The organism is Pseudomonas sp. S3_B11, from assembly GCF_054667715.1.
Genome location: NZ_CP162749.1, coordinates 4,464,742 through 4,484,558, shown reverse-complemented (window position 1 = coordinate 4,484,558; position 19,817 = coordinate 4,464,742). Strand labels below are relative to the sequence as shown.

At 61.0% G+C, this 19,817-nt stretch carries 19 protein-coding genes; 14 read left to right on the top strand and 5 right to left on the bottom strand.

The window, feature by feature from the left end:
- Positions 1–37 precede the first annotated feature (37 nt).
- The 7 genes from AB4O22_RS20165 to AB4O22_RS20135 all read left to right on the top strand — a co-directional run bounded on the left by AB4O22_RS20165 (position 38) and on the right by AB4O22_RS20135 (position 8,326).
- Positions 38–1,297 (top strand): D-mannose isomerase, encoded by a 1,260-nt coding sequence (locus tag AB4O22_RS20165; protein WP_223470157.1) that lies wholly within the window; start codon positions 38–40, stop codon positions 1,295–1,297.
- A gap of 116 nt (positions 1,298–1,413) precedes the next feature.
- A complete protein-coding gene (locus AB4O22_RS20160; RefSeq protein ID WP_038859552.1) occupies positions 1,414–2,715 on the top strand; it encodes an ABC transporter substrate-binding protein in 1,302 nt (433 codons plus the stop codon).
- A gap of 181 nt (positions 2,716–2,896) precedes the next feature.
- Positions 2,897–3,805: a carbohydrate ABC transporter permease gene (locus AB4O22_RS20155; protein WP_003198535.1), complete on the top strand. Its 909-nt coding sequence runs from the start codon at positions 2,897–2,899 to the stop codon at positions 3,803–3,805.
- Positions 3,798–4,643: a carbohydrate ABC transporter permease gene (locus tag AB4O22_RS20150; protein WP_003198539.1), complete on the top strand. Its 846-nt coding sequence runs from the start codon at positions 3,798–3,800 to the stop codon at positions 4,641–4,643. The genes AB4O22_RS20155 and AB4O22_RS20150 overlap by 8 nt, the downstream gene beginning before the upstream one ends.
- A 2-nt stretch (positions 4,644–4,645) precedes the next feature.
- Complete coding sequence (locus tag AB4O22_RS20145; protein WP_038859362.1) at positions 4,646–5,806, top strand: ABC transporter ATP-binding protein; 1,161 nt, start codon at positions 4,646–4,648, stop codon at positions 5,804–5,806.
- Between the two features lie 127 nt (positions 5,807–5,933).
- Positions 5,934–7,280, top strand: coding sequence for a carbohydrate porin (locus AB4O22_RS20140; RefSeq protein WP_027912040.1), 1,347 nt, complete (start codon positions 5,934–5,936; stop codon positions 7,278–7,280).
- Positions 7,281–7,471: 191 nt separating this feature from the next.
- Positions 7,472–8,326 carry a D-hexose-6-phosphate mutarotase gene (locus AB4O22_RS20135; protein ID WP_027912039.1) on the top strand — a complete coding sequence of 285 codons (855 nt, stop codon included), beginning with the start codon at positions 7,472–7,474 and terminating at the stop codon, positions 8,324–8,326.
- Positions 8,327–8,481: 155 nt separating this feature from the next.
- Here the strand turns inward: AB4O22_RS20135 and AB4O22_RS20130 are convergent, their stop codons facing one another.
- Positions 8,482–9,342: a MurR/RpiR family transcriptional regulator gene (locus tag AB4O22_RS20130; protein WP_170842276.1), complete on the bottom strand. Its 861-nt coding sequence runs from the start codon at positions 9,340–9,342 to the stop codon at positions 8,482–8,484.
- Between the two features lie 196 nt (positions 9,343–9,538).
- Between AB4O22_RS20130 and zwf the strand changes: the two genes are divergently transcribed.
- Genes zwf through AB4O22_RS20115 form a run of 3 tightly spaced genes read left to right on the top strand, consistent with a single transcriptional unit; the run spans position 9,539 to position 12,391 of the window.
- Positions 9,539–11,008 (top strand): glucose-6-phosphate dehydrogenase, encoded by a 1,470-nt coding sequence (gene zwf, locus AB4O22_RS20125; protein WP_003198549.1) that lies wholly within the window; start codon positions 9,539–9,541, stop codon positions 11,006–11,008.
- Entirely contained in the window at positions 10,995–11,708 is a 714-nt protein-coding gene (pgl, locus tag AB4O22_RS20120; RefSeq protein ID WP_039010757.1) for a 6-phosphogluconolactonase, read from the top strand. The genes zwf and pgl overlap by 14 nt, the downstream gene beginning before the upstream one ends.
- A 17-nt stretch (positions 11,709–11,725) precedes the next feature.
- Positions 11,726–12,391, top strand: coding sequence for a bifunctional 4-hydroxy-2-oxoglutarate aldolase/2-dehydro-3-deoxy-phosphogluconate aldolase (locus AB4O22_RS20115; protein WP_013692437.1), 666 nt, complete (start codon positions 11,726–11,728; stop codon positions 12,389–12,391).
- 179 nt (positions 12,392–12,570) lie between these two features.
- On the opposite strand, the gene AB4O22_RS20110 is transcribed toward AB4O22_RS20115, so the two are convergent.
- Together AB4O22_RS20110 and AB4O22_RS20105 are read right to left on the bottom strand one after the other, a co-directional pair.
- The gene (locus AB4O22_RS20110; protein WP_460097023.1) at positions 12,571–13,758 is read right to left on the bottom strand and encodes an aminotransferase class V-fold PLP-dependent enzyme; all 1,188 of its coding nucleotides are present in this window, start codon (positions 13,756–13,758) and stop codon (positions 12,571–12,573) included.
- A 17-nt stretch (positions 13,759–13,775) separates the two neighbouring features.
- Positions 13,776–14,012, bottom strand: a complete 237-nt coding sequence (locus tag AB4O22_RS20105; RefSeq protein ID WP_027912035.1) for a DUF3820 family protein — start codon at positions 14,010–14,012, stop codon at positions 13,776–13,778.
- Between the two features lie 206 nt (positions 14,013–14,218).
- Here AB4O22_RS20105 and AB4O22_RS20100 point away from each other — a divergent pair, with 206 nt between their 5' ends.
- The 4 genes from AB4O22_RS20100 (at position 14,219) to AB4O22_RS20085 (ending at position 18,004) form a co-directional block, all read left to right on the top strand.
- Positions 14,219–14,683 carry a ferritin-like domain-containing protein gene (locus AB4O22_RS20100; RefSeq protein WP_003198561.1) on the top strand — a complete coding sequence of 155 codons (465 nt, stop codon included), beginning with the start codon at positions 14,219–14,221 and terminating at the stop codon, positions 14,681–14,683.
- Between the two features lie 254 nt (positions 14,684–14,937).
- Positions 14,938–16,938: an FUSC family protein gene (locus AB4O22_RS20095; RefSeq protein WP_003198563.1), complete on the top strand. Its 2,001-nt coding sequence runs from the start codon at positions 14,938–14,940 to the stop codon at positions 16,936–16,938.
- Complete coding sequence (locus AB4O22_RS20090) at positions 16,925–17,131, top strand: DUF1656 domain-containing protein (RefSeq protein WP_003198565.1); 207 nt, start codon at positions 16,925–16,927, stop codon at positions 17,129–17,131. Before AB4O22_RS20095 ends, AB4O22_RS20090 begins: the two co-directional genes overlap by 14 nt.
- Before the next feature lie 9 nt (positions 17,132–17,140).
- A complete protein-coding gene (locus tag AB4O22_RS20085; protein ID WP_003198567.1) occupies positions 17,141–18,004 on the top strand; it encodes an efflux RND transporter periplasmic adaptor subunit in 864 nt (287 codons plus the stop codon).
- A 166-nt stretch (positions 18,005–18,170) separates the two neighbouring features.
- Here the strand turns inward: AB4O22_RS20085 and AB4O22_RS20080 are convergent, their stop codons facing one another.
- A complete protein-coding gene (locus tag AB4O22_RS20080; RefSeq protein WP_003198569.1) occupies positions 18,171–18,641 on the bottom strand; it encodes a MaoC family dehydratase in 471 nt (156 codons plus the stop codon).
- Positions 18,642–18,685: 44 nt separating this feature from the next.
- Entirely contained in the window at positions 18,686–19,630 is a 945-nt protein-coding gene (locus tag AB4O22_RS20075) for an alpha/beta hydrolase (protein ID WP_003198571.1), read from the bottom strand.
- Between the last annotated feature and the right edge of the window lie 187 nt (positions 19,631–19,817).

Sequence of the window (19,817 nt, the reverse complement as noted above, 5' to 3'; positions counted from 1 at the left end):
ACTCCCTGCGTCAAAACAACAAAAAAGGTACCACCCAATGGACACCTTCCAACCGGCCTTCAGCAGTTGGCTGAACGCCCCTGCCCACCAGCAATGGCTTGCCGACGAAGGCTTGCGGCTGCTGGCGTTCGCCAAGGCGTCGAAGCTGGCGGACGGCTTCGGCAACCTGGACGAGCGCGGCCACCTGCCGGCCGATGCCCGGGCCGAGACCATGAACACTGCGCGCATGACCCACAGCTTCGCCATGGCCCACATCCAGGGCCTGCCGGGGTTTGCCGAGCTGGTGGACCACGGCGTCCAGGCGCTGAGCGGCCCCTTGCGCGACGCCGAGTACGGTGGCTGGTTTGCCACGACGCGGCCTGGTGAAGACGGCGCGGGCAAGGCGGCTTACCTGCATGCATTCGTTGCCCTGGCGGCCAGTTCCGCAGTGGTGGCCCAGCGTCCCGGCGCCCAGGCGTTGCTGGACGAAGCGGTGCGGATCATCGATGAGCATTTCTGGAGCGAAGAAGAGGGGGCACTGCGCGAATCCTTCAACCGCGACTGGAGCGAGGAAGAGGCCTATCGTGGCGCCAACAGCAACATGCACGCCACCGAAGCCTTCCTCGCACTGGCCGATGCCACCGACGACCCACGCTGGCTGGCTCGCGCCCTGCACATCGTCGAACGGGTGATCCACACCCATGCCGCCGCCAACGACTACCTGGTGGTGGAGCATTTCGATCGACACTGGCAGCCGCTGCGCGAATACAACCAGGACAACCCTGCCGATGGTTTCCGTCCCTACGGCACCACCCCTGGTCACGGTTTCGAATGGGCGCGACTGCTGCTGCACCTTGAAGCGGCGCGCGTCCAGATCGGCATGCTGACCCCGGGTTGGCTGGCCCAGGATGCGCAAAAACTCTTCGATCAGAACTGCCGTCACGGCTGGAACGTCGACGGTGCGCCGGGCATTGTCTACACCCTGGATTGGGACAACCGCGCCGTGGTTCGCCATCGCCTGCACTGGGTCCACGCCGAAGCGGCGGCCGCTGCCAGCGCCTTGCTCAAGCGCACCGACGAGGCGAAGTACGAAGCCTGGTACCGGCGCTTCTGGGAGTTCTGTGACAAACATTTCATCGACCGCTGCAACGGCAGTTGGCATCACGAACTCGATCCGCAAAATTGCCCCAGCGCCGATATCTGGTCGGGCAAGCCGGACCTGTATCACGCCTGGCAGGCGGTCCTGATTCCGCGCCTGCCCCTGGCACCAAGCATGGCGTCAGCCCTGGCGCGGTTATCCAGTCCTTCGCCTGTGTAACCATGTCGTGACATTTGCACGTCCCTTCGTTACCTGCGAAGGGATTCCCTCTGATTAGAATCCATGCAGCGCAAGCACCAGACTTGCATGCATAACAACAAGAAAGGTAATTCTAGATGAATGCGATTTCTCGCCTCGCTACTGTCATTTCTCTTGCTTCCTTGCTTCCCGTCGCAGCATTTCCTGTCACTACCCTTGCCGCCGAATCCAAAGGTTCCGTGGAAGTCGTCCACTGGTGGACGTCGGGTGGCGAAAAAGCCGCGGTCGATGTGCTCAAGGCCCAGGTAGAAAAAGACGGCTTTACCTGGAAGGACGGCGCTGTCGCCGGTGGTGGCGGTTCCACTGCCATGACCGTGCTCAAGAGCCGTGCCGTGGCCGGCAACCCACCGGGCGTCGCCCAGATCAAGGGCCCGGACATCCAGGAATGGGCGTCCACCGGGCTGCTCGACACCGACATCCTCAAAGATGTTGCCAAAGCCGAGAAGTGGGACAGCCTGCTCGACAAGAAAGTCTCCGATACCGTGAAGTACGACGGTGACTATGTCGCCGTGCCGGTGAACATCCACCGCGTCAACTGGCTGTGGATCAACCCGGAAGTCTTCAAGAAAGCCGGCATCACCAAGAACCCGACCACCCTCGAAGAATTCTACGCAGCCGGCGACAAGCTCAAGGCCGCGGGCTTTATTCCGCTCGCCCACGGTGGCCAGCCTTGGCAGGACAGCACCGTATTCGAAGCCGTGGTGCTCTCGGTCATGGGCGCTGATGGCTACAAGAAAGCCCTGGTCGACCTGGACAACAAGGCGCTGACCGGTCCGGAAATGGTCAAGGCGCTGACCGAGCTGAAGAAAGTCGCGACCTACATGGACGCCGACGGCAAGGGCCAGGACTGGAACCTTGAAGCGGCCAAGGTCATCAACGGCAAGGCCGGCATGCAGATCATGGGTGACTGGGCCAAGAGCGAGTGGACCGCGGCGAAGAAAGTCGCCGGCAAGGACTACGAGTGCGTGGCCTTCCCGGGCACCGACAAGGCCTTCACCTACAACATCGACTCCCTGGCGGTGTTCAAGCAGAAAGACAAGGGCACTGCGGCTGGCCAGCAGGACATCGCCAAGGTCGTGTTGGGCGAGAACTTCCAGAAAGTCTTCAGCATCAACAAAGGCTCGATCCCGGTTCGTAACGACATGCTCGGCGACATGGCCAAGTACGGTTTCGACTCCTGTGCCCAGACCGCTGCCAAGGACTTCCTGACAGACGCCAAGTCCGGCGGCCTGCAGCCAAGCATGGCGCACAACATGGCGACCACGCTGGCCGTACAGGGTGCGTTCTTCGATGTGGTGACCAACTACATCAACGACCCGAAAGCCGACCCTGCCGATGCCGCCAAGAAACTCGGCGCAGCGGTTCAGTCTGCGAAGTAATTAGCGCCGCTTCCCTTGTGGGAGCGAGCTTGTGTGGGAACAAAGCTTGCTCGCGATGAACGATAACGCGGTCATTGGAAAGACCGAGGTGCCTTCATCGCGAGCAAGCTCGGTTCCCACACAAGCCCGCCCCCACACAGGGAATGTTTTGTAGTCCTTTTCTCTTGTACTGGATCTTCCCATGAGTTCTGTTGCTGTGTTCAGCAAGGCCTCGCCGTTCGATGCATTGCAGCGCTGGCTCCCGAAACTGGTGCTGGCGCCGAGCATGTTCATCGTCCTGGTGGGCTTCTATGGCTATATCTTGTGGACGTTCGTCCTGTCGTTCACCACTTCGACGTTCCTGCCGAACTACAAGTGGGCAGGCCTGGCGCAATACGCGCGGCTGATGGACAACGACCGCTGGTGGGTGGCGAGCAAGAACCTGGCGCTGTTCGGCGGCCTGTTCATCGGTATCACCCTGGTGATCGGTGTGTTGCTGGCGGTGTTCCTTGACCAGCGCATTCGTCGCGAAGGTTTCATCCGCACCATTTACCTGTACCCGATGGCGCTCTCGATGATCGTCACCGGTACGGCCTGGAAATGGCTGCTCAACCCGGGCATGGGCCTGGACAAATTGTTGCGTGACTGGGGTTGGGAAGGCTTCCGCCTGGATTGGCTGATCGACCCGGATCGCGTGGTGTACTGCCTGGTGATCGCAGCGGTGTGGCAGGCCTCGGGCTTCATCATGGCGATGTTCCTGGCCGGCCTGCGGGGTGTCGATCAATCGATCATCCGTGCCGCGCAGATCGATGGCGCGAGCATGCCGCGCATCTACTGGAAAGTGGTGCTGCCGAGCCTGCGCCCGGTGTTCTTCAGCGCCGTGATGATCCTGGCGCACATCGCAATCAAGAGCTTCGACCTGGTGGCCGCAATGACGGCCGGCGGCCCGGGCTACTCCTCCGACCTGCCAGCCATGTTCATGTATTCCTTCACGTTCAGTCGCGGTCAGATGGGCATGGGCTCGGCCAGTGCAATCCTGATGCTCGGTGCGATTCTCGCAATCATCGTGCCTTACCTGTACTCCGAGCTGAGGACCAAGCGTCATGACTAGTCTCGCTGCCAAACCTTCCATCAGCCTGAGTCGCATCGCCATCTACGCGGTGCTGATCCTCGCCGTACTGCTTTACCTGGTGCCGTTGGTGGTCATGCTGTTGACCAGCTTCAAGACGCCGGAAGACATCAGCACCGGCAACCTGTTGAGCTGGCCGACCGTGGTCAGTGGCATCGGTTGGGTCAAGGCCTGGGCCACCGTCGACGGTTACTTCTGGAACTCGATCAAGATCACCGTCCCGGCGGTGCTGATCTCTACCGCCATCGGTGCCTTGAACGGCTACGTGCTGTCGATGTGGCGTTTTCGCGGTTCGCAGTTGTTCTTCGGCCTGTTGCTGTTCGGGTGCTTCCTGCCGTTCCAGACCGTCCTGCTGCCGGCCTCGTTCACCCTCGGCAAGATGGGCCTGGCCAGCACCACCACAGGCCTGGTGTTCGTGCACGTGGTCTACGGCCTGGCCTTCACCACGCTGTTCTTCCGCAACTACTACGTCAGCATTCCCGATGCACTGGTGAAGGCGGCGCGACTGGACGGTGCGGGGTTCTTCACCATTTTCCGGCGGATCATCCTGCCGATGTCCACCCCGATCATCATGGTCTGCCTGATCTGGCAGTTCACGCAGATCTGGAACGACTTCCTGTTCGGCGTGGTGTTCTCCAGCGGTGATTCGCAGCCCATTACGGTGGCGCTGAACAACTTGGTCAACACCAGTACCGGGGCCAAGGAATACAACGTGGACATGGCGGCGGCGATGATCGCCGGGCTGCCGACCCTGCTGGTCTATGTGGTCGCAGGCAAGTATTTCGTGCGCGGTCTGACGGCCGGCGCAGTCAAGGGGTAATCATGGCAACGCTTGAACTTCGCAACGTAAACAAGACCTATGGTGTCGGCCTGCCGGACACCCTGAAGAACATCGAGTTGTCGATCAAGGACGGGGAGTTCCTGATCCTGGTCGGACCTTCGGGCTGTGGCAAGTCGACACTGATGAACTGCATCGCCGGCCTTGAGACCATCACTGGCGGCGCGATCATGATCGGCGATCAGGATGTCAGCGGCATGAGCCCGAAAGATCGCGATATCGCCATGGTGTTCCAGTCCTACGCGCTGTACCCGACCATGAGCGTGCGCGAGAACATCGAGTTCGGTCTGAAAATCCGCAAGATGAAACAGTCGGACATCGACGAAGAGGTCAACCGCGTGGCCAAGTTGCTGCAGATCGAGCACCTGCTCAATCGCAAGCCCGGCCAGCTCTCCGGCGGGCAGCAACAGCGCGTGGCCATGGGCCGTGCGCTGGCGCGGCGGCCGAAGATCTACCTGTTCGATGAACCACTGTCCAACCTCGACGCCAAGCTGCGGGTCGAGATGCGTACCGAAATGAAGCTGATGCACCAGCGCCTGAAGACCACCACGGTCTACGTGACCCACGACCAGATCGAAGCGATGACCCTGGGCGACAAAGTGGCGGTGATGAAGGACGGGATCATCCAGCAGTTCGGCACGCCGAAAGACATCTACACCAACCCGGCCAATCTGTTCGTGGCGAGCTTCATCGGTTCGCCACCGATGAACTTCATCCCGCTGCGCCTGCAACGCAAGGACGGTCGCCTGCTGGCGCTGCTCGACAGCGGCCAGGCTCGTTGCGAACTGCCGATGGGCATGCAGGACGCCGGCCTGGAAGACCGCGAAGTGATCCTGGGCATGCGCCCGGAGCAGATCATGCTGGCGGGCAGCGAGGCCAATGGCTTGCCGACCATTCGCGCCGAAGTCCAGGTCACCGAACCTACCGGGCCGGACACCCTGGTGTTCGTCAATCTCAACGACACCAAGGTCTGCTGCCGCCTGGCGCCGGACGTTGCACCGCAGCCGGGGGAAACCCTGACACTGCAGTTCGATCCGTCGAAAGTGCTGCTGTTCGACGCGCAGTCCGGCGAGCGCCTGGGCGTGGCTGGCCAGCCGCAAGCCGATGCCCGGTCGGCGAACGTGGCGCAGTTCAAAGGCCGATGAAGAACAAATGGGGGAGCAGGCCTGCTCCCACAGCAAGGAGTATGCGGTGGATGGGGACATCCGCCGCAATCGTTGTAAACCGCGTTAGATAAAAACAGTTAATAACAATAAAGACGAGGATGTAGGGATGAAGAAGAAAAATAACGCCCAGCTTATCTGCCAGTTGTCAGCCGTTGCGGCGATGATGCTGGCCGGTAGCGCACACGCTGCCGACGCGTTCAGCGCCGATTCGCAGTGGATGACGGGTGACTGGGGTGGCGAGCGGACCAAGCTGATCGAGCAAGGTATCGATATCAAGGCTGACTACGTCGGTGAAGTGGGCGCCAACTTGCATGGCGGCTACAACAACGACAAGACGGCGCGTTACTCCGACCAGTTCGGTCTGGGTGTGGCGCTGGACCTGGAAAAACTGATGGGCTGGGATAACACCCAGGCCAAGGTCCAGCTCACCAACCGTAACGGTGAAAACATTTCAAATGACCGTGTCGGCGACCCGCGTGCCGGCACCTTGAGTTCTTCCCAGGAAGTCTACGGCCGTGGCCACATGGTCCGTCTGACCCAATTGTGGATCAAGCACCAGTTCCTCGATGGCAAGCTGGACGTCAAGGCCGGTTACTTCGGCGAAGGCGAAGACTTCAACACCTTCCCTTGCGAGTTCCAGAACCTGGCATTCTGCGGGTCCCAAGCGGGTAACTGGGCGACCGGCATCTGGTACAACTGGCCGGTCATGCAGGCGGCGATTCGCGTAAAGTACAACATCACGCCTGAGTTCTATGCGCAGATCGGTGCATACAACCAGAACCCCTCGCAACTGGAGCACGGTAACGGCTTCAAGCTCAGCGGCAGTGGCACCAAGGGTACTGTCATCCCAGTCGAGCTGGTCTGGTCGCCGAAGGTCAACAACCTGCCGGGCGAATACCGTGTCGGTTACTACAAGAGCACGGCCGATGCCAATGACGTCCGTGAAGATGACAATGGCGATGATGCCGCGACCACCCGCAACGCCTATCGCAGTCACGACAGCAAGCACGGCTACTGGTTTGTCGCTCAACAACAACTCACCACTCACAACGGTGACGCTTCCCGCGGTCTGAACATCGCGGCCAACGCGACCTTCCACGACAAGGACACCAACTTCGTCGACAACTACCAGTCGCTGATGTTTGTGTACAAGGGGCCGTTTGATGCGCGTCCTAAAGATGACATCGGGATTGGCTTCTCCCGTATCCATGTCAACGATGACGTGAAGAAAAACGCCGAGCTGACCAACATTGCCAATGGTGTTAGCGACTACAACGACCCACTGTTCGCACCGCTGCGTAGCACTGAGTACAACTACGAACTCAACTACGGCGTCCACGTCACCAACTGGCTGACCGTGCGTCCCAACCTGCAATACATCACTCACCCAGGTGGTGTGGATGAAGTCGACAACGCGCTGGTGGCCGGCCTGAAAATTCAGTCGGTGTTCTAACGCTGTTGCGATAAGCTCCTCTCTATGTGCGCATATTTGCGGACGGCCAAGGCTGTCCGCTTTTTTTTGGGGCGCGTGTTTGGTTGCGCGCAGACCTGTGGGAGCAAGCTTAGCTCCCACAGATAAATCGCCTTGCCACAACAAGCGTTGCAAACAGATGAGCAATTCAATGATTTCCAGGACCGCGGCCCATGCATGAGCATCCGCTACAACGCTTTTTCAGATCCTTGCGCGAACGCCCGGTGTTCGCGTGGGAGCGCTATCGGCAGCGCGATGTGTTGGTGATCGACCACCCGTTGTGCCAGGCGGTGTTCAGTCGCCAGGGCGCACAGTTGCTGCATTTCCAACCGCGAGGCCAAAAGCCGTGGTTGTGGTGCGCGGCCAAGTGGCCACACGTCGGGGCGATCCGCGGCGGGGTGCCGGTGTGTTGGCCTTGGTATGGTCGTCATCCCAGCGAAAACGCCTGGCCATCCCATGGCTGGGCGCGGTTGATCGACTGGAAGTTGCTCGACAGCCGCAGTGATGAAGACGGTGTGCATTTGCACTGGCAACTGCAGCTGTGCGACTGGCAAGTGGACCTGCATGCAGACTTGGGTGAACGCATGGAACTGCGCCTGAGCACCGAGCACCAGGACAGCCTGCCGTGCCAGCTGAGCCAGGCTTTGCATGCGTATTGGCGTATTGGTGACGTCGGTGAGGTAGCGCTGTCTGGGCTCGAGGGCGCACAGGGTTACGATCAGTTGAACCGTGCGGTTTGTCAGCAGGAAGGCGAGTTGCGGGTCGAGGGCGGCTGCCAGCGGGTGTTCCAGCATGAGGGGGAATTGCAGCTCAAGGACCACGCCTGGCAGCGCGAATTGTGCATCGACACCGGCGACAGCGCCGACACCGTGGTCTGGCATCCCGGCGCACGGCCGTTGCTGGGGGTGAGTTGGGATGAGGTTAGCGAATTCGTCTGCGTCGAAGCGGCCAGTGGCGGCACCGACAGCCTGTGCCTGGCGCCGGGGGAGCGGGCGCATCTGAGTTTGCAGGCGTGGGTGGGGGCTTAGCTCTGGATCTGCGGTGAGGCGGCTGGCCCCATCGTCGGATCGCTCCCCGGAGCAAGCTCGCTCCCACAGGGGGGCTTGTGAACGCCGAAGATCCAGTGTGGGAGCGAGCCTGCTCGCGAAGACGGACTATCAGGCACCGAAGATTCTGGACCGAATCAGTTGAACTCATCCCCCACCGGATACCGGCTGGCATTCAAGCTTTCCTTGATCTTGCGCAGATGCGGCTGGAAGTCCACGCCCCGACGCAGGGTCATGCCGGTGGCGAGCACGTCCAGTACGGTGAGCTGGATGATCCGTGAGGTCATCGGCATATAGATATCGGTGTCTTCGGGCAGCGGAATGTTCAGGCTCAAGGTACTGGCCTTGGCCAATGGCGAGCCTTCGGCGGTCAGGCCCAGCACCGACGCGCCGTTTTCCCGGGCGATGCGCGCCACTTCCACGAGCTCGCGGGTACGACCGGTGTAGGAAATGATCACGAACAGTTCACCGGTATGGGCCACCGACGCGATCATGCGCTGCATCAGTACGTCGGCGTGAGCGGTCACCGCCAGGTTGAAGCGGAAAAACTTGTGCTGGGCATCCAGCGCCACCGGGGCGGAGGCGCCGAGACCGAAGAAGTGGATCTGCCGGGCCTGGATCAGCAGGTCCACGGCGCGACTGATCAAATTGGGATCAAGGGCCTGGCAGGCGCTGTCCAATGAGGCAATGGCACTGCCAAAGATTTTCCGGGTGTAGGCTTCCGGGTTGTCGTCGGCCTCCACCGCACGGCTCACATAAGCAGCGCCGCTGGCCAGGCTTTGGGCCAGTTGCAGCTTGAGTTCCGGGTAACCGCTGACGCCGAACGAGCGGCAGAAACGGTTGACGGTCGGTTCACTGACCGAAGCCGCCTGGGCGAGGGCAGCGATGCTGAAGCGGGTCGCCTGCTGCGGGTTGAGCAGGATGATCTCGGCCACTTTGCGTTCGGCCTTGTTCAGGTCTTCAAGGCGACTCTGGATCTGTTCCAGTAAATTTCGCACGCGGTCCATACAAGATTCCTAGGAAGACGGGTCTTTGATACGACCCTTTGCGGTGGCCTATCCTACTGATGGCTCCGACGGACCACCACTCGGAATCGGTATTTTCGAAAAATGTTGTGGTTATTACTACATTTTTCCTTGAGTGATACCTTGAAAAAAGGTATTTGTAGTTTAACTTGATAAAAGAACAAACATCATGCCTTCGATTACGGTTGAACCGTGCACCTTTGCCTTGTTCGGCGCGTTGGGCGATCTGGCCTTGCGCAAGCTTTTTCCTGCCCTGTATCAGCTCGATGGCGCCCAGTTGCTGCACGAGGACACGCGAATCATTGCGCTGGCCCGTGAACCCGGCAGCGAGCAGCAGCACCTGGCATTCATCACCGCCGAACTGCGTCGCTACGTCGGGGAAAAAGACCTGGATGAAGGCGTTCTCGAGCGTTTCCTGGCACGGTTGACCTACCTGCACGTGGATTTCCTCAAGGCCGACGATTACGTCGCCTTGGCCGAAGCAGCCGGTTCGACCCAGCAGGTCATTGCCTATTTCGCCACCCCTGCGGCGGTGTATGGGGCGATCTGCGAGAACCTGGCGAAGGTTGGCTTGAGCGAAAACACCCGTGTCGTGCTGGAGAAACCCATCGGCTCGGACCTGGAGTCTTCGCGCAAGGTCAACGACGCCGTGGCGCAGTTCTTCCCGGAAAACCGTACCTATCGCATCGACCATTACCTGGGTAAAGAGACGGTCCAGAACCTGATCGCGCTGCGGTTCGCCAACAGCCTGTTCGAAACCCAGTGGAACCAGAACTACATTTCCCACGTGGAAATCACCGTGGCCGAGAAGGTCGGTATCGAAGGCCGCTGGGGCTATTTCGACAAGGCCGGTCAACTGCGGGACATGATCCAGAACCACCTGTTGCAGCTGCTGTGCCTGATCGCCATGGACCCACCGGCCGACTTGTCCGCCGACAGTATCCGTGACGAGAAGGTCAAGGTGCTCAAGGCCCTGGCGCCGATCAGCCCGGAAGGCCTGACCACCCAGGTGGTGCGCGGCCAGTACATCGCCGGCCACAGCGAGGGCAAGGCAGTGCCTGGCTACCTCGAAGAACCCAACTCCAACACCCAGAGCGACACCGAGACGTTCGTCGCCCTGCGCGCCGACATCCGCAACTGGCGTTGGGCCGGGGTGCCGTTTTACCTGCGTACCGGCAAGCGCATGCCGCAAAAGCTGTCGCAGATCGTCATCCACTTCAAGGAACCGTCCCACTACATCTTCGCGCCCGAGCAGCGCTTGCAGATCAGCAACAAGCTGATCATCCGCCTGCAACCGGACGAAGGGATTTCCTTGCGAGTGATGACCAAGGAGCAGGGCCTGGACAAGGGCATGCAATTGCGCAGCGGTCCGTTGCAACTCAACTTCTCCGACACCTATCGCAGCGCACGTATTCCCGATGCCTACGAGCGGTTGTTGCTGGAAGTCATGAACGGCAATCAGAACCTGTTTGTCCGTAAAGATGAAATTGAAGCCGCGTGGACGTGGTGTGACCAGTTGATCGCCGGGTGGAAGAAATCCGGCGATGCGCCCAAGCCGTATGCGGCTGGGTCCTGGGGGCCGATGAGCTCCATTGCACTGATCACGCGGGATGGGAGGTCATGGTATGGCGATATCTGAATTGAAACTGCCGCAGGGCGTTAGCGCCCATGAATTCAAGAACCCGGTGGTGCTGGCCGAAGGCCTGGCGCTGAACGTGGCCGAGCAGTTGCGCAATGCAATCGAGGCGCGCGGTGCGGCGACCCTGGTGGTCTCCGGTGGCCGCAGCCCGGTGGCGTTTTTCCAGCACCTGGCCAAGCAGGCGCTGGACTGGTCCAAAGTGGTGGTCAGCCTGGCCGATGAGCGCTGGGTACCGGTTGAACACGCCGACAGCAATGCCGGCCTGCTCAAGCGTTACCTGCTGCAAGGCGCGGCGGCCAAGGCCCAGTTCCTGAGTCTTTACAGCGCCAGCACCAACCTGGAAGCGGCTGCCGAGCAGGCCGATCGCCTGTTGGCCGAGCTGCCGCCGATCGATGTGCTGGTATTGGGCATGGGCGATGACGGGCACACTGCCTCGCTGTTCCCAGGTAGCCCGAACCTGGCCCAGGCCCTGGACGCCAATGGCACACGTCGCTGCTGGCCGATGCTGGCGCCGACCGTGCCGCACCAGCGCTTGACCATGAGCCGCGCCTTGCTGGCTTCGGCGCAACATAAAGTGCTGTCGATTTCCGGTCAGTCGAAATTGACCACCTTGAACGCTGCGGTGGCCGGTGACGATGTCGCCGAAATGCCGATCCGCGCGTTTCTGCAATCTACGTTAGAGATTTACTGGTGCCCATGAACCAAGGATCAGCCGCTATGACAAACCCATCCCCGACCGTTTCCATGGCGGACAAAGTTGCCCTGATCGACAGCCTCTGCGCCAAGGCGCGGATCCTGCCGGTGATCACCATCGCCCGTGAACAGGACATCCTGCCGCTGGCCGATGCCCTGGCCGCCGGTGGCCTGACGGCGCTGGAAGTGACGCTGCGTTCCCAATACGGCCTCAAGGCCATCCAGGTGCTGCGCGAGCAACGTCCGGAGCTGGTGACCGGTGCTGGCACGGTGCTCGACCGCCACATGCTGGACGCCGCCGAGGCGGCCGGTTCGCAGTTCATTGTCACCCCGGGCATCACCCGTGATCTGCTTGAGGCCAGCGTCTACAGCCCTATCCCGTTACTGCCAGGTATCAGCAACGCTTCGGGCATCATGGAAGGCTACAGCCTGGGCTATCGCCGCTTCAAATTGTTCCCGGCCGAAGTCAGTGGCGGCGTCGCGGCCATCAAGGCCTTGGGTGGCCCGTTCGGCGAAGTGAAATTCTGCCCGACCGGCGGCGTGAGCCCGGCCAACATCAAGAGCTACATGGCGTTGAAAAACGTGATGTGTGTGGGCGGAAGCTGGATGCTTGATCCTGAGTGGATCAAGAACGGCGACTGGGCCCGCATTCAGGAATGCACCGCCGAGGCCTTGGCGCTGCTGGACTGATTGTTTTACCGAACCTCGTTGGGTGTTCTACGGTTTTACGGTGCGCTTGGTCGGCGCGCCGTTTTTTTTTGCCTGGGTTTTATCTCTCCAAGCAGGGTGAACACTGAATTTGTGGCGAGGGGATTTATCCCCGTTGGGGCGCGCAGCGGCCCCAACGGGGATAAATCCCCTCGCCACAACTACATTCGGTTCAGGTGAATAAGTGCTTGGGTCAACCGCTCGATATCACTCGCCAAGGTAATCAGCCCCGGGGTAATGCGAATGCACGGCCCGACGCTGGTATGGCGCACCACGGTGAAGATTCCATGCTCATTGAGCAATCGATCGGCCATCGCTTGTTGATCGGCTCGGGCGGTGAAGCGCATCGCGGTGATCCCGCAATAGAGACGCCGGTCATCCGGGGTCATGACTTCGATGCCCGGCACATCGCGCACGGCGCTCACCCACAGGTCACGCAGATAACAGAGGCGCGCGCCTTTGGCCGAAGCGCCACCCAGGGCCTGGTGTTCTTCGAAGACCAGCGGCAGGGTGAGCAAGGCAGGGATGTTGGGCGTGCTGTGGGGCGTGCGCGAGCGGACGTCGGTGGCGGGGTAGCTGTCTTCGTCCATGTCCGGGTCGATGTCGGCCAAGCGCTGCGGGGCGATGTACAGGAAGCCCTGGGAGAGGGGCCCGCCAATCCACTTCTGCAGGTTGAACCCGGCGAATTCGATCCCGAGCTTCTTCAGGTCGAAATCGATCTGGCCCAGGGCGTGGGCACCGTCGAGGATGATGTCGACGACAAACTCGCGGGCACTCTCGGCGATGGCCTGGACCGGCATCACCAGCCCGGTGAGGTGGTTGACGTAGGTCAGCGCCATCAACTTGAGGCGAGGGTAGCGAATGAACGCTTCGCGGTAAGTGCCCACCAGGCTTTCGAAACTGGCCGGGTGCTGGTGGACGATTTCGATCACCTCCACGCCACGCTGGCGGGCCAGCCAGCGCATTGCACTCTTGACCGAGGCGTATTCCAGATCACAGATCAGTACTTGATCCCCTGGCTTGAGGCCGTTGTAGTTGCGAATCAGCGTCTGCAAGGCATCCACCGCGCTGCCGGCCAACCCCACGCTCTGGGGTGAAGCGTGGATAAGCTGGGCCACCTGTCGACGAATGGCTTCGCCGTGTTCACGGTCGAAATGCTGGCGCACGTACACCGAGTTGCCTCGGTTGATGAACTCGATGTTGCGCTGGTACTCCTCCACCACGGTGCGGGACATGCGTGCGAAGTAACCGTTTTCCAGGTTGAGCGGCCCGACGGGATCGACGTCATAGCGGCCGACAAACGTCTGCCAGAAAGCTTCATCGTGGGCGCGTAGCGTGTTTTCGGGCATGACGGGGGCTCAACTGGTCAGGGGCGAGGCTTGGGCTTGCCGTGTTTGGCACGCAATGGATCGAGCAGGTCCGACAGCCCGTTGTGATCGATTTCCTGCATCAGTGCCAGCAAACCACCCAGTTCACCGTGAGGAAAACCCTCGCGGGCGAACCAGTTCAGGTATTGACCGGGCAGGTCAGCCAGGATTCGACCCTTGTATTTGCCGAATGGCATTTGACGCGTGACGAGCAATTCGAGCTTTTCCGGGTTCATGGCAATCGTCTGATTCAAGTCTGCCTCGAAAATACAGGCATTCTGCATGCAGGCCAAATGACAGATCATGCAAATAACGCGGATACAGTTTTCTGGTTTTTTGTTAACTGGCTGATTTTAAAGAAAATTAACTGGGTTCTTTGACTGGCATGGCCGATGCAACATCCCTTGCAGGTTTTTTATTCACCAAGCAAAGGAACTGAAAAATGACTGACATCAACAAAGAATCCATCTCCGTCTTGAACGACCTGATCGAGACCAGCAAAGATGGCCAGGAAGGCTTCAAGACCTGCGCTGAAGACATCAAGCACCCACAACTCAAGGCGCTGTTCGTTCAACGTGCTGCCGATTGCGCGACTGCTGCGGCCGAACTGCAAGCGGCGGTTCGTTCCCTGGGCGGCGATCCGGAAACCTCCACCAGCGTCGCCGGTGACCTGCACCGTCGTTGGGTGGACGTGAAATCCATGTTCACCGGCAAGGACGAAGAAGCGGTGCTCAACGAAGCCGAGCGTGGCGAAGACCATGCGCTCAAGGCCTACAAGGAAGCGCTCGAGAAAATCACCAAGCACAACCTGGTCGGCATTCGTGACCTGGTTGAGCGTCAGTACCACGGTGTGCAACGCAACCATGACCAGGTCAAGGCCCTGCGCAACCAGGCGCGCGCCAGCTAACAACGCGTCCTGATCGAAAAAAAACGCCAGCATGCTGGCGTTTTTTTGTGGCGACGACTCAGATTTAAGGTGAACACTGTTGTGGCGAGTGAGGGCGATGGCATTTCAACTCGCTCAGCATCAAACAGAAAAGTGTGTTGTTGAATCCATCAATAATCAGCTCTGGACTCGGATAGATAGCTAGCTAATAATTGCGTCGCCTATCCCCCTGCATTGCATCTATTGTTACTGGCGTCCCCCAAAGAGTTTTTCGCGTGCCCATTACCTTCCAGGCCTTGTTTGCCCCTGACCGCCTCGCTTTGCAGTTCGCCATCAAGACGGTGCTTGGTGCTGGGCTGGCGTTGTGGCTGGCGCTGCGCTGGGGGCTGGAGCAGCCGTCATGGGCGCTGATGACCGCGATCATCGTCGCCCAGCCACTGTCCGGGATGGTGGTGCAGAAGGGGTTGGCGCGATTGGTCGGCACGCTGGCGGGCACCGTCATGTCGGTGGTGTTCATGGGCCTGTTTGCCCAGGCGCCCTGGTTGTTCCTGCTGGCCTTGGCGCTCTGGCTGGGGTTGTGCACAGCGTGTTCGACGCTGCTGCGCAGTGCCTGGTCGTATTCGTTCGTGCTGGCCGGTTACACGGTGGCGATCATTGCCTTGCCAGCCATTTCCCATCCGCTGGGTGTGTTCGAGCAGGCGGTGGCGCGCTGCACCGAGATCAGCCTGGGCATTGTCTGCGCCACGGCGGCCAGTGCCTTGCTCTGGCCGTTGCGGGTCGAGCGGCAACTGGCCGGTCAGGCCCTTGCGGCCTGGCAGAGCGGCATGCTGGCCGCCCGCGTGACCCTGGCTGGCGATGTCCAGGCGCGAAAAGGGTTGCTGGAAATTCTGGGCAGGATCGTCGCGGTGGATGCCCAGCGCGAACATGCCTGGTTCGAAGGCAGCCGTGGTCGACAGCGAGCCCGAGCCATCAGCGGCTTGAGCCAGAAATTGCTGATGTTGCTGCGCCTTTCGCGCTCGGTGCGGCGGCAGTGGAAACAGCTCGACCCCGAGGAGGCCGAGGCCCTCCAACCCTGGATGAACGAGGTACAGCAGGCCCTCGATGCCGACAGTGCGACCTTGCAGGCCTTACGCCCCCGGGTATGGGATGCGTCTCACGACCCGCAGATCAGCTCGGCGCAAAGTTACTGCCTGGCGCGGTTCGCCCTGTTGCTCGATACCGCCCTGGCCGCCTGCGCAGCCTTGACGGCGGTACGGGAGGGCAGGGAGGCGGCGGATCCACCGCGAACCCTGGCGCCTCATCGTGATCTGTCCCTGGCCATGGTCTTTGGTGCTCGCAGCGCCCTGGCGTTCCTGGCGGTTGCCTGTTTCTGGCTGGCGACTGCCTGGCCCGCCGCTTCGGGTGCGCTGGTGCTGACGTGCGTGGTGTGCAGCCTGTTTGCCAGTCGCGAAAACGGCGCGCAGATCGGCATGAGTTTTCTGCGGGGCATCCTGTTGGCCGTGCCGACGGCGTTCGTGATCGGTGAACTCGTACTCCCGCAATGGAGCAGTTTTGCGATGCTCTGCATGGCCATGGGCGTGCCGTTGTTTTTCGGCGCGCTGGGTATGGCCAAGCCGCAGATCTTCGCCACGGCGACCTCGTTCTGCCTGCATTTCGTGGTGCTGATTTCACCGCTCAATGCCATGAAGTACGACGTCGCGGCGTTCTTCAACAACGCCCAGGCCATGATGATTGGCGTGGGCGCGGCGGTGCTGGCCTTCAATCTGCTGATTTTGCGCAACCCGGCCTGGCACAGCCGCCGCCTGCTGGCCGCGACCCTCCACGATCTGGTGCGCCTGACCCATCGCAGTCTGCGTGGCGCCGAGAGCTGGTTCGGCGGGCGCATGGCCGACCGGCTGTTGCAGTTGGCGCGGCATTACCCCGAATTGCCGGTGCAGGCGCGCAGCCGTTGGGATGATGGTTTGCTTGGGTTGGACATTGGCGATGAACTGTTGCATTTGCGCCTGAGCCTGGCCGTCGCCCAGGTGCCCGATACCCGGGCGCAGCGCCGTTATTTCGAAGCGCTGGAGCAGGTGCTCGAACACGGCCCGACCGGTGACCAGGCCGATGCGCTGGCCCCGGCAAGCGCCGAGCTCCTGAAGGTGTTGTCGAGCCAGCCGCCCGGTGACGCATTGAAGCTGGCCCAGGGCGCGGTGGTGCAATTGCAAAACAGCTGGCGCGCCTGGTGCCACCAGCACGAACCTGAACGACGGGAGCACAGCCATGGGCTTGCGTGAGTGGTCGATTGGCGGGGTGTTGCTCAGCCCGTTCCTGATTTATGTGGTGCTGGCGTTGCTGGTGACCGGTGCGTTGCGCCTGTTGCTCAGCCTGGTGCCGGCCGGGCGCTGGATCTGGCATGAAGCCTTGTTCGACTGCGCCCTGTATGTCTGTGTCCTGACCGTTATTACCGTGGTCCTCGGGCCGCTATAGGAGTTGAACATGCGTACATCCGTACGTGTCGCCGTCACGCTGTGCATGGTGGCCGTGGCGATCTTCGCCGGGTTTCACCTGTGGCAGTACTACATGCTCACACCCTGGACTCGCGATGCGCGGATCCGCGCCGACGTGGTGGTGATTGCACCCGATGTGTCGGGTTGGGTGCGCGAGCTCAAGGCGGTGGATAACCAACAGGTCAAGGCCGGCGATGTGTTGCTGAGTATCGACCGCGAGCGTTTCGAGGCGGCGGTGGAGAAGGCTCGGGCGGTGGTGCAGACGCGCCAGCAGCAACTGAGCCTGCGTGAACACGAAGCCAGCCGCCGTGCGGCCCTTGGACCCCAGGCCATCAGCGCCGAACTGCGGGAAAACGCCCAGATCAACGCCGGCATCGCCCGCGGCGAACTGCGCGAAGCCCAGGCCGAGGCCAAGGTGGCCGAGCTCAACCTGGCCCGCAGCCAGGTCCTGGCCCCACGCAACGGCCACATCACCAACCTGCGCCTGGCCGAAGGCAACTACGTGAATGCCGGGCAGCCAGTGATGGCGTTGATCGACGACTCGACGTTCTATGTGCAGGCCTATTTCGAAGAAACCAAGTTGCCGAGGATCCGCGTGGGCGATCCGGTCAAGATCTGGCTGATGAGCGCCGGCCATGCGCTGGAGGGTCATGTCGAGAGCATCAGCCGTGGCATTACCGACCGCAACACCAATCCCGATGCGCAGTTACTGGCGGAGGTCGAGCCGACCTTCAACTGGGTGCGCCTGGCCCAACGGATACCGGTGCGGATCAAGTTGGACAAGTTACCGGAGGGGGTGAACCTGAGCGCGGGGATGACGGCGAGCGTGCAGGTGCGCGAAGACCAGCCATAACTTGCCGCGTAACCGTCATTGTGGCGAAGGCCTGCTGTGTGGGAGCAAGGCTTGCCCGCGATGAAGATAACTCGGTCTCTCAGGGAACCGAGGTGCCTGCATCGCGAGCAAGCTTTGCTCCCACACAACGGCTCGCCACAAGTCACTCACCGTAGGCGCCTGTGAATCAACCGACGGTGATCGCCGGCAATGTCGGCAAGGTCACGGTCTGCTGCTTGCGCGGTGCGAGGATTTCGGCTTCGCCGTCCACCACCAGCTCGTCGCGCTGGTTGAACACGCGTGTGGCGATGCGTACACGGAATTTCGGCAGTTTTTCCAGGATCTCCAAGCGCACGGTCAGGGTGTCGCCGATTTTCACCGGCTTCTGGAAGCTCATCTGCTGGCCGATATAGATAGTGCCCGGCCCAGGCAACTCGCAGGCCACCGCGGCGCTGATCAGCGCACCGCTGAACATGCCATGGGCGATGCGCTCCTTGAACATGCTCGCGGCGGCGAACTCGGCGTCCAGGTGCACCGGGTTGTGATCGCCCGACATCGCCGCGAACAGCTGGATGTCACGCTCTTCGACGGTCTTGCTGTAGCTGGCGGTCTGGCCTACTTCGAGGGCTTCGTAAGGAGTGTTGGTAACCTGGGTCATCTGTTTCAAATCCTGTGAAGGAGTAAAGGAAAAATGCTGCAAGCCTACTCGCTGCGTGGCGGCCGCTTGTGGCTCAGGGCCTGGGCAATCCAGGCCAGTACGTCGGCGGTCACTTCATCGCGGTTGGTTTCATTGAACAGTTCGTGCCGGGCCTGCGGGTAAATCGTCAATTGCAGGTGCCGGATGCCGGCGTCACGCAAGGCGTCGGCCAGATCCTTCAGACGCTTGCCTTCGCTCACCGGATCACATTCGCCACCGATCACCAGCACGGGCAGGCCCGGATCGATCTGGGCGAGATTGGACGCTTTGCTGATTTGCTGCAACCCGCCGAGCAGGTCGACCCACAGTTGATTGGTGCAGCGAAAGCCACACAGCGGGTCGTGGACATACTGGTCGACTTCGGCCGGGTCGCGGCTGAGCCAGTCGAAGGGGGTACGCGTGGGTTTGAATTTCTTGTTGAAACTGCCGAACGACAGCCACTCGATCAACGCGCTGCGCCCCGTGGCACCCTGGCGCCGACGTTCGAAGCGGGCGATCAGGCGAGCGCTGCGGTAGAGCGTCACCGGTTGAAAGTTCGATCCGCTGAGAATCGCCCCGTGCAGGCTGGCGCTGTGATGCAACAGGTAACCCTGGGCGATGTAGCTGCCCATGCTGTGGCCCAGCAGCAGGATCGGGGTATCGGGGTATTGCTGGACGATGTGGTGGTTGAGGCTGGCCAGATCGCCCACGACCTTGGCCCAGCCGTCCTCGTCGGCAAAATGGCCGAGAATCGCTTCCTCGCCGGTCTTGCCATGGCCGCGCAGGTCCATGGCGCAGACACCGTAGCCTTCGTCGCACAACGCCTGGGCCAGACGGGCGTAGCGGCCGCTGTGTTCGGCCATGCCGTGGGCCAGCATGATCACCGCCAAAGGGGCGGTTTCGGGCAGCCACTGGTTGACGAACAGGCGGCTATGGTCGGTCGCGGTCAGCCAGAACGTTTGGTGGATCATGGCGATTCCTTTGCACAAAGTCAGACGCAGCGTCGCTGCATTGTATAGCGCATCCGCTGCGTCTCGCCTGATCAGGCCACGCCATGGCAGGAAGATTCACACAATCTATGACGCAGGTTGCCATATTTGCCTGATTGGCCATAGCTGCTAGTGTCCCAGGAGCTCCGCCTCTGCAAGCGATACAGAT

What these genes read in the sequence shown, in the direction of transcription:
- AB4O22_RS20165 (WP_223470157.1), top strand. Translation starts at nt 38, where the DNA reads ATGGACACCTTCCAACCGGCCTTCAGCAGTTGGCTGAACGCCCCTGCC.
- AB4O22_RS20160 (WP_038859552.1), top strand. Translation starts at nt 1,414, where the DNA reads ATGAATGCGATTTCTCGCCTCGCTACTGTCATTTCTCTTGCTTCCTTG.
- AB4O22_RS20155 (WP_003198535.1), top strand. Translation starts at nt 2,897, where the DNA reads ATGAGTTCTGTTGCTGTGTTCAGCAAGGCCTCGCCGTTCGATGCATTG.
- AB4O22_RS20150 (WP_003198539.1), top strand. Translation starts at nt 3,798, where the DNA reads ATGACTAGTCTCGCTGCCAAACCTTCCATCAGCCTGAGTCGCATCGCC.
- AB4O22_RS20145 (WP_038859362.1), top strand. Translation starts at nt 4,646, where the DNA reads ATGGCAACGCTTGAACTTCGCAACGTAAACAAGACCTATGGTGTCGGC.
- AB4O22_RS20140 (WP_027912040.1), top strand. Translation starts at nt 5,934, where the DNA reads ATGAAGAAGAAAAATAACGCCCAGCTTATCTGCCAGTTGTCAGCCGTT.
- AB4O22_RS20135 (WP_027912039.1), top strand. Translation starts at nt 7,472, where the DNA reads ATGCATGAGCATCCGCTACAACGCTTTTTCAGATCCTTGCGCGAACGC.
- zwf (WP_003198549.1), top strand. Translation starts at nt 9,539, where the DNA reads ATGCCTTCGATTACGGTTGAACCGTGCACCTTTGCCTTGTTCGGCGCG.
- pgl (WP_039010757.1), top strand. Translation starts at nt 10,995, where the DNA reads ATGGCGATATCTGAATTGAAACTGCCGCAGGGCGTTAGCGCCCATGAA.
- AB4O22_RS20115 (WP_013692437.1), top strand. Translation starts at nt 11,726, where the DNA reads ATGACAAACCCATCCCCGACCGTTTCCATGGCGGACAAAGTTGCCCTG.
- AB4O22_RS20110 (WP_460097023.1), bottom strand. Translation starts at nt 13,758, where the DNA reads ATGCCCGAAAACACGCTACGCGCCCACGATGAAGCTTTCTGGCAGACG.
- AB4O22_RS20105 (WP_027912035.1), bottom strand. Translation starts at nt 14,012, where the DNA reads ATGAACCCGGAAAAGCTCGAATTGCTCGTCACGCGTCAAATGCCATTC.
- AB4O22_RS20100 (WP_003198561.1), top strand. Translation starts at nt 14,219, where the DNA reads ATGACTGACATCAACAAAGAATCCATCTCCGTCTTGAACGACCTGATC.
- AB4O22_RS20090 (WP_003198565.1), top strand. Translation starts at nt 16,925, where the DNA reads ATGGGCTTGCGTGAGTGGTCGATTGGCGGGGTGTTGCTCAGCCCGTTC.
- AB4O22_RS20085 (WP_003198567.1), top strand. Translation starts at nt 17,141, where the DNA reads ATGCGTACATCCGTACGTGTCGCCGTCACGCTGTGCATGGTGGCCGTG.
- AB4O22_RS20080 (WP_003198569.1), bottom strand. Translation starts at nt 18,641, where the DNA reads ATGACCCAGGTTACCAACACTCCTTACGAAGCCCTCGAAGTAGGCCAG.
- AB4O22_RS20075 (WP_003198571.1), bottom strand. Translation starts at nt 19,630, where the DNA reads ATGATCCACCAAACGTTCTGGCTGACCGCGACCGACCATAGCCGCCTG.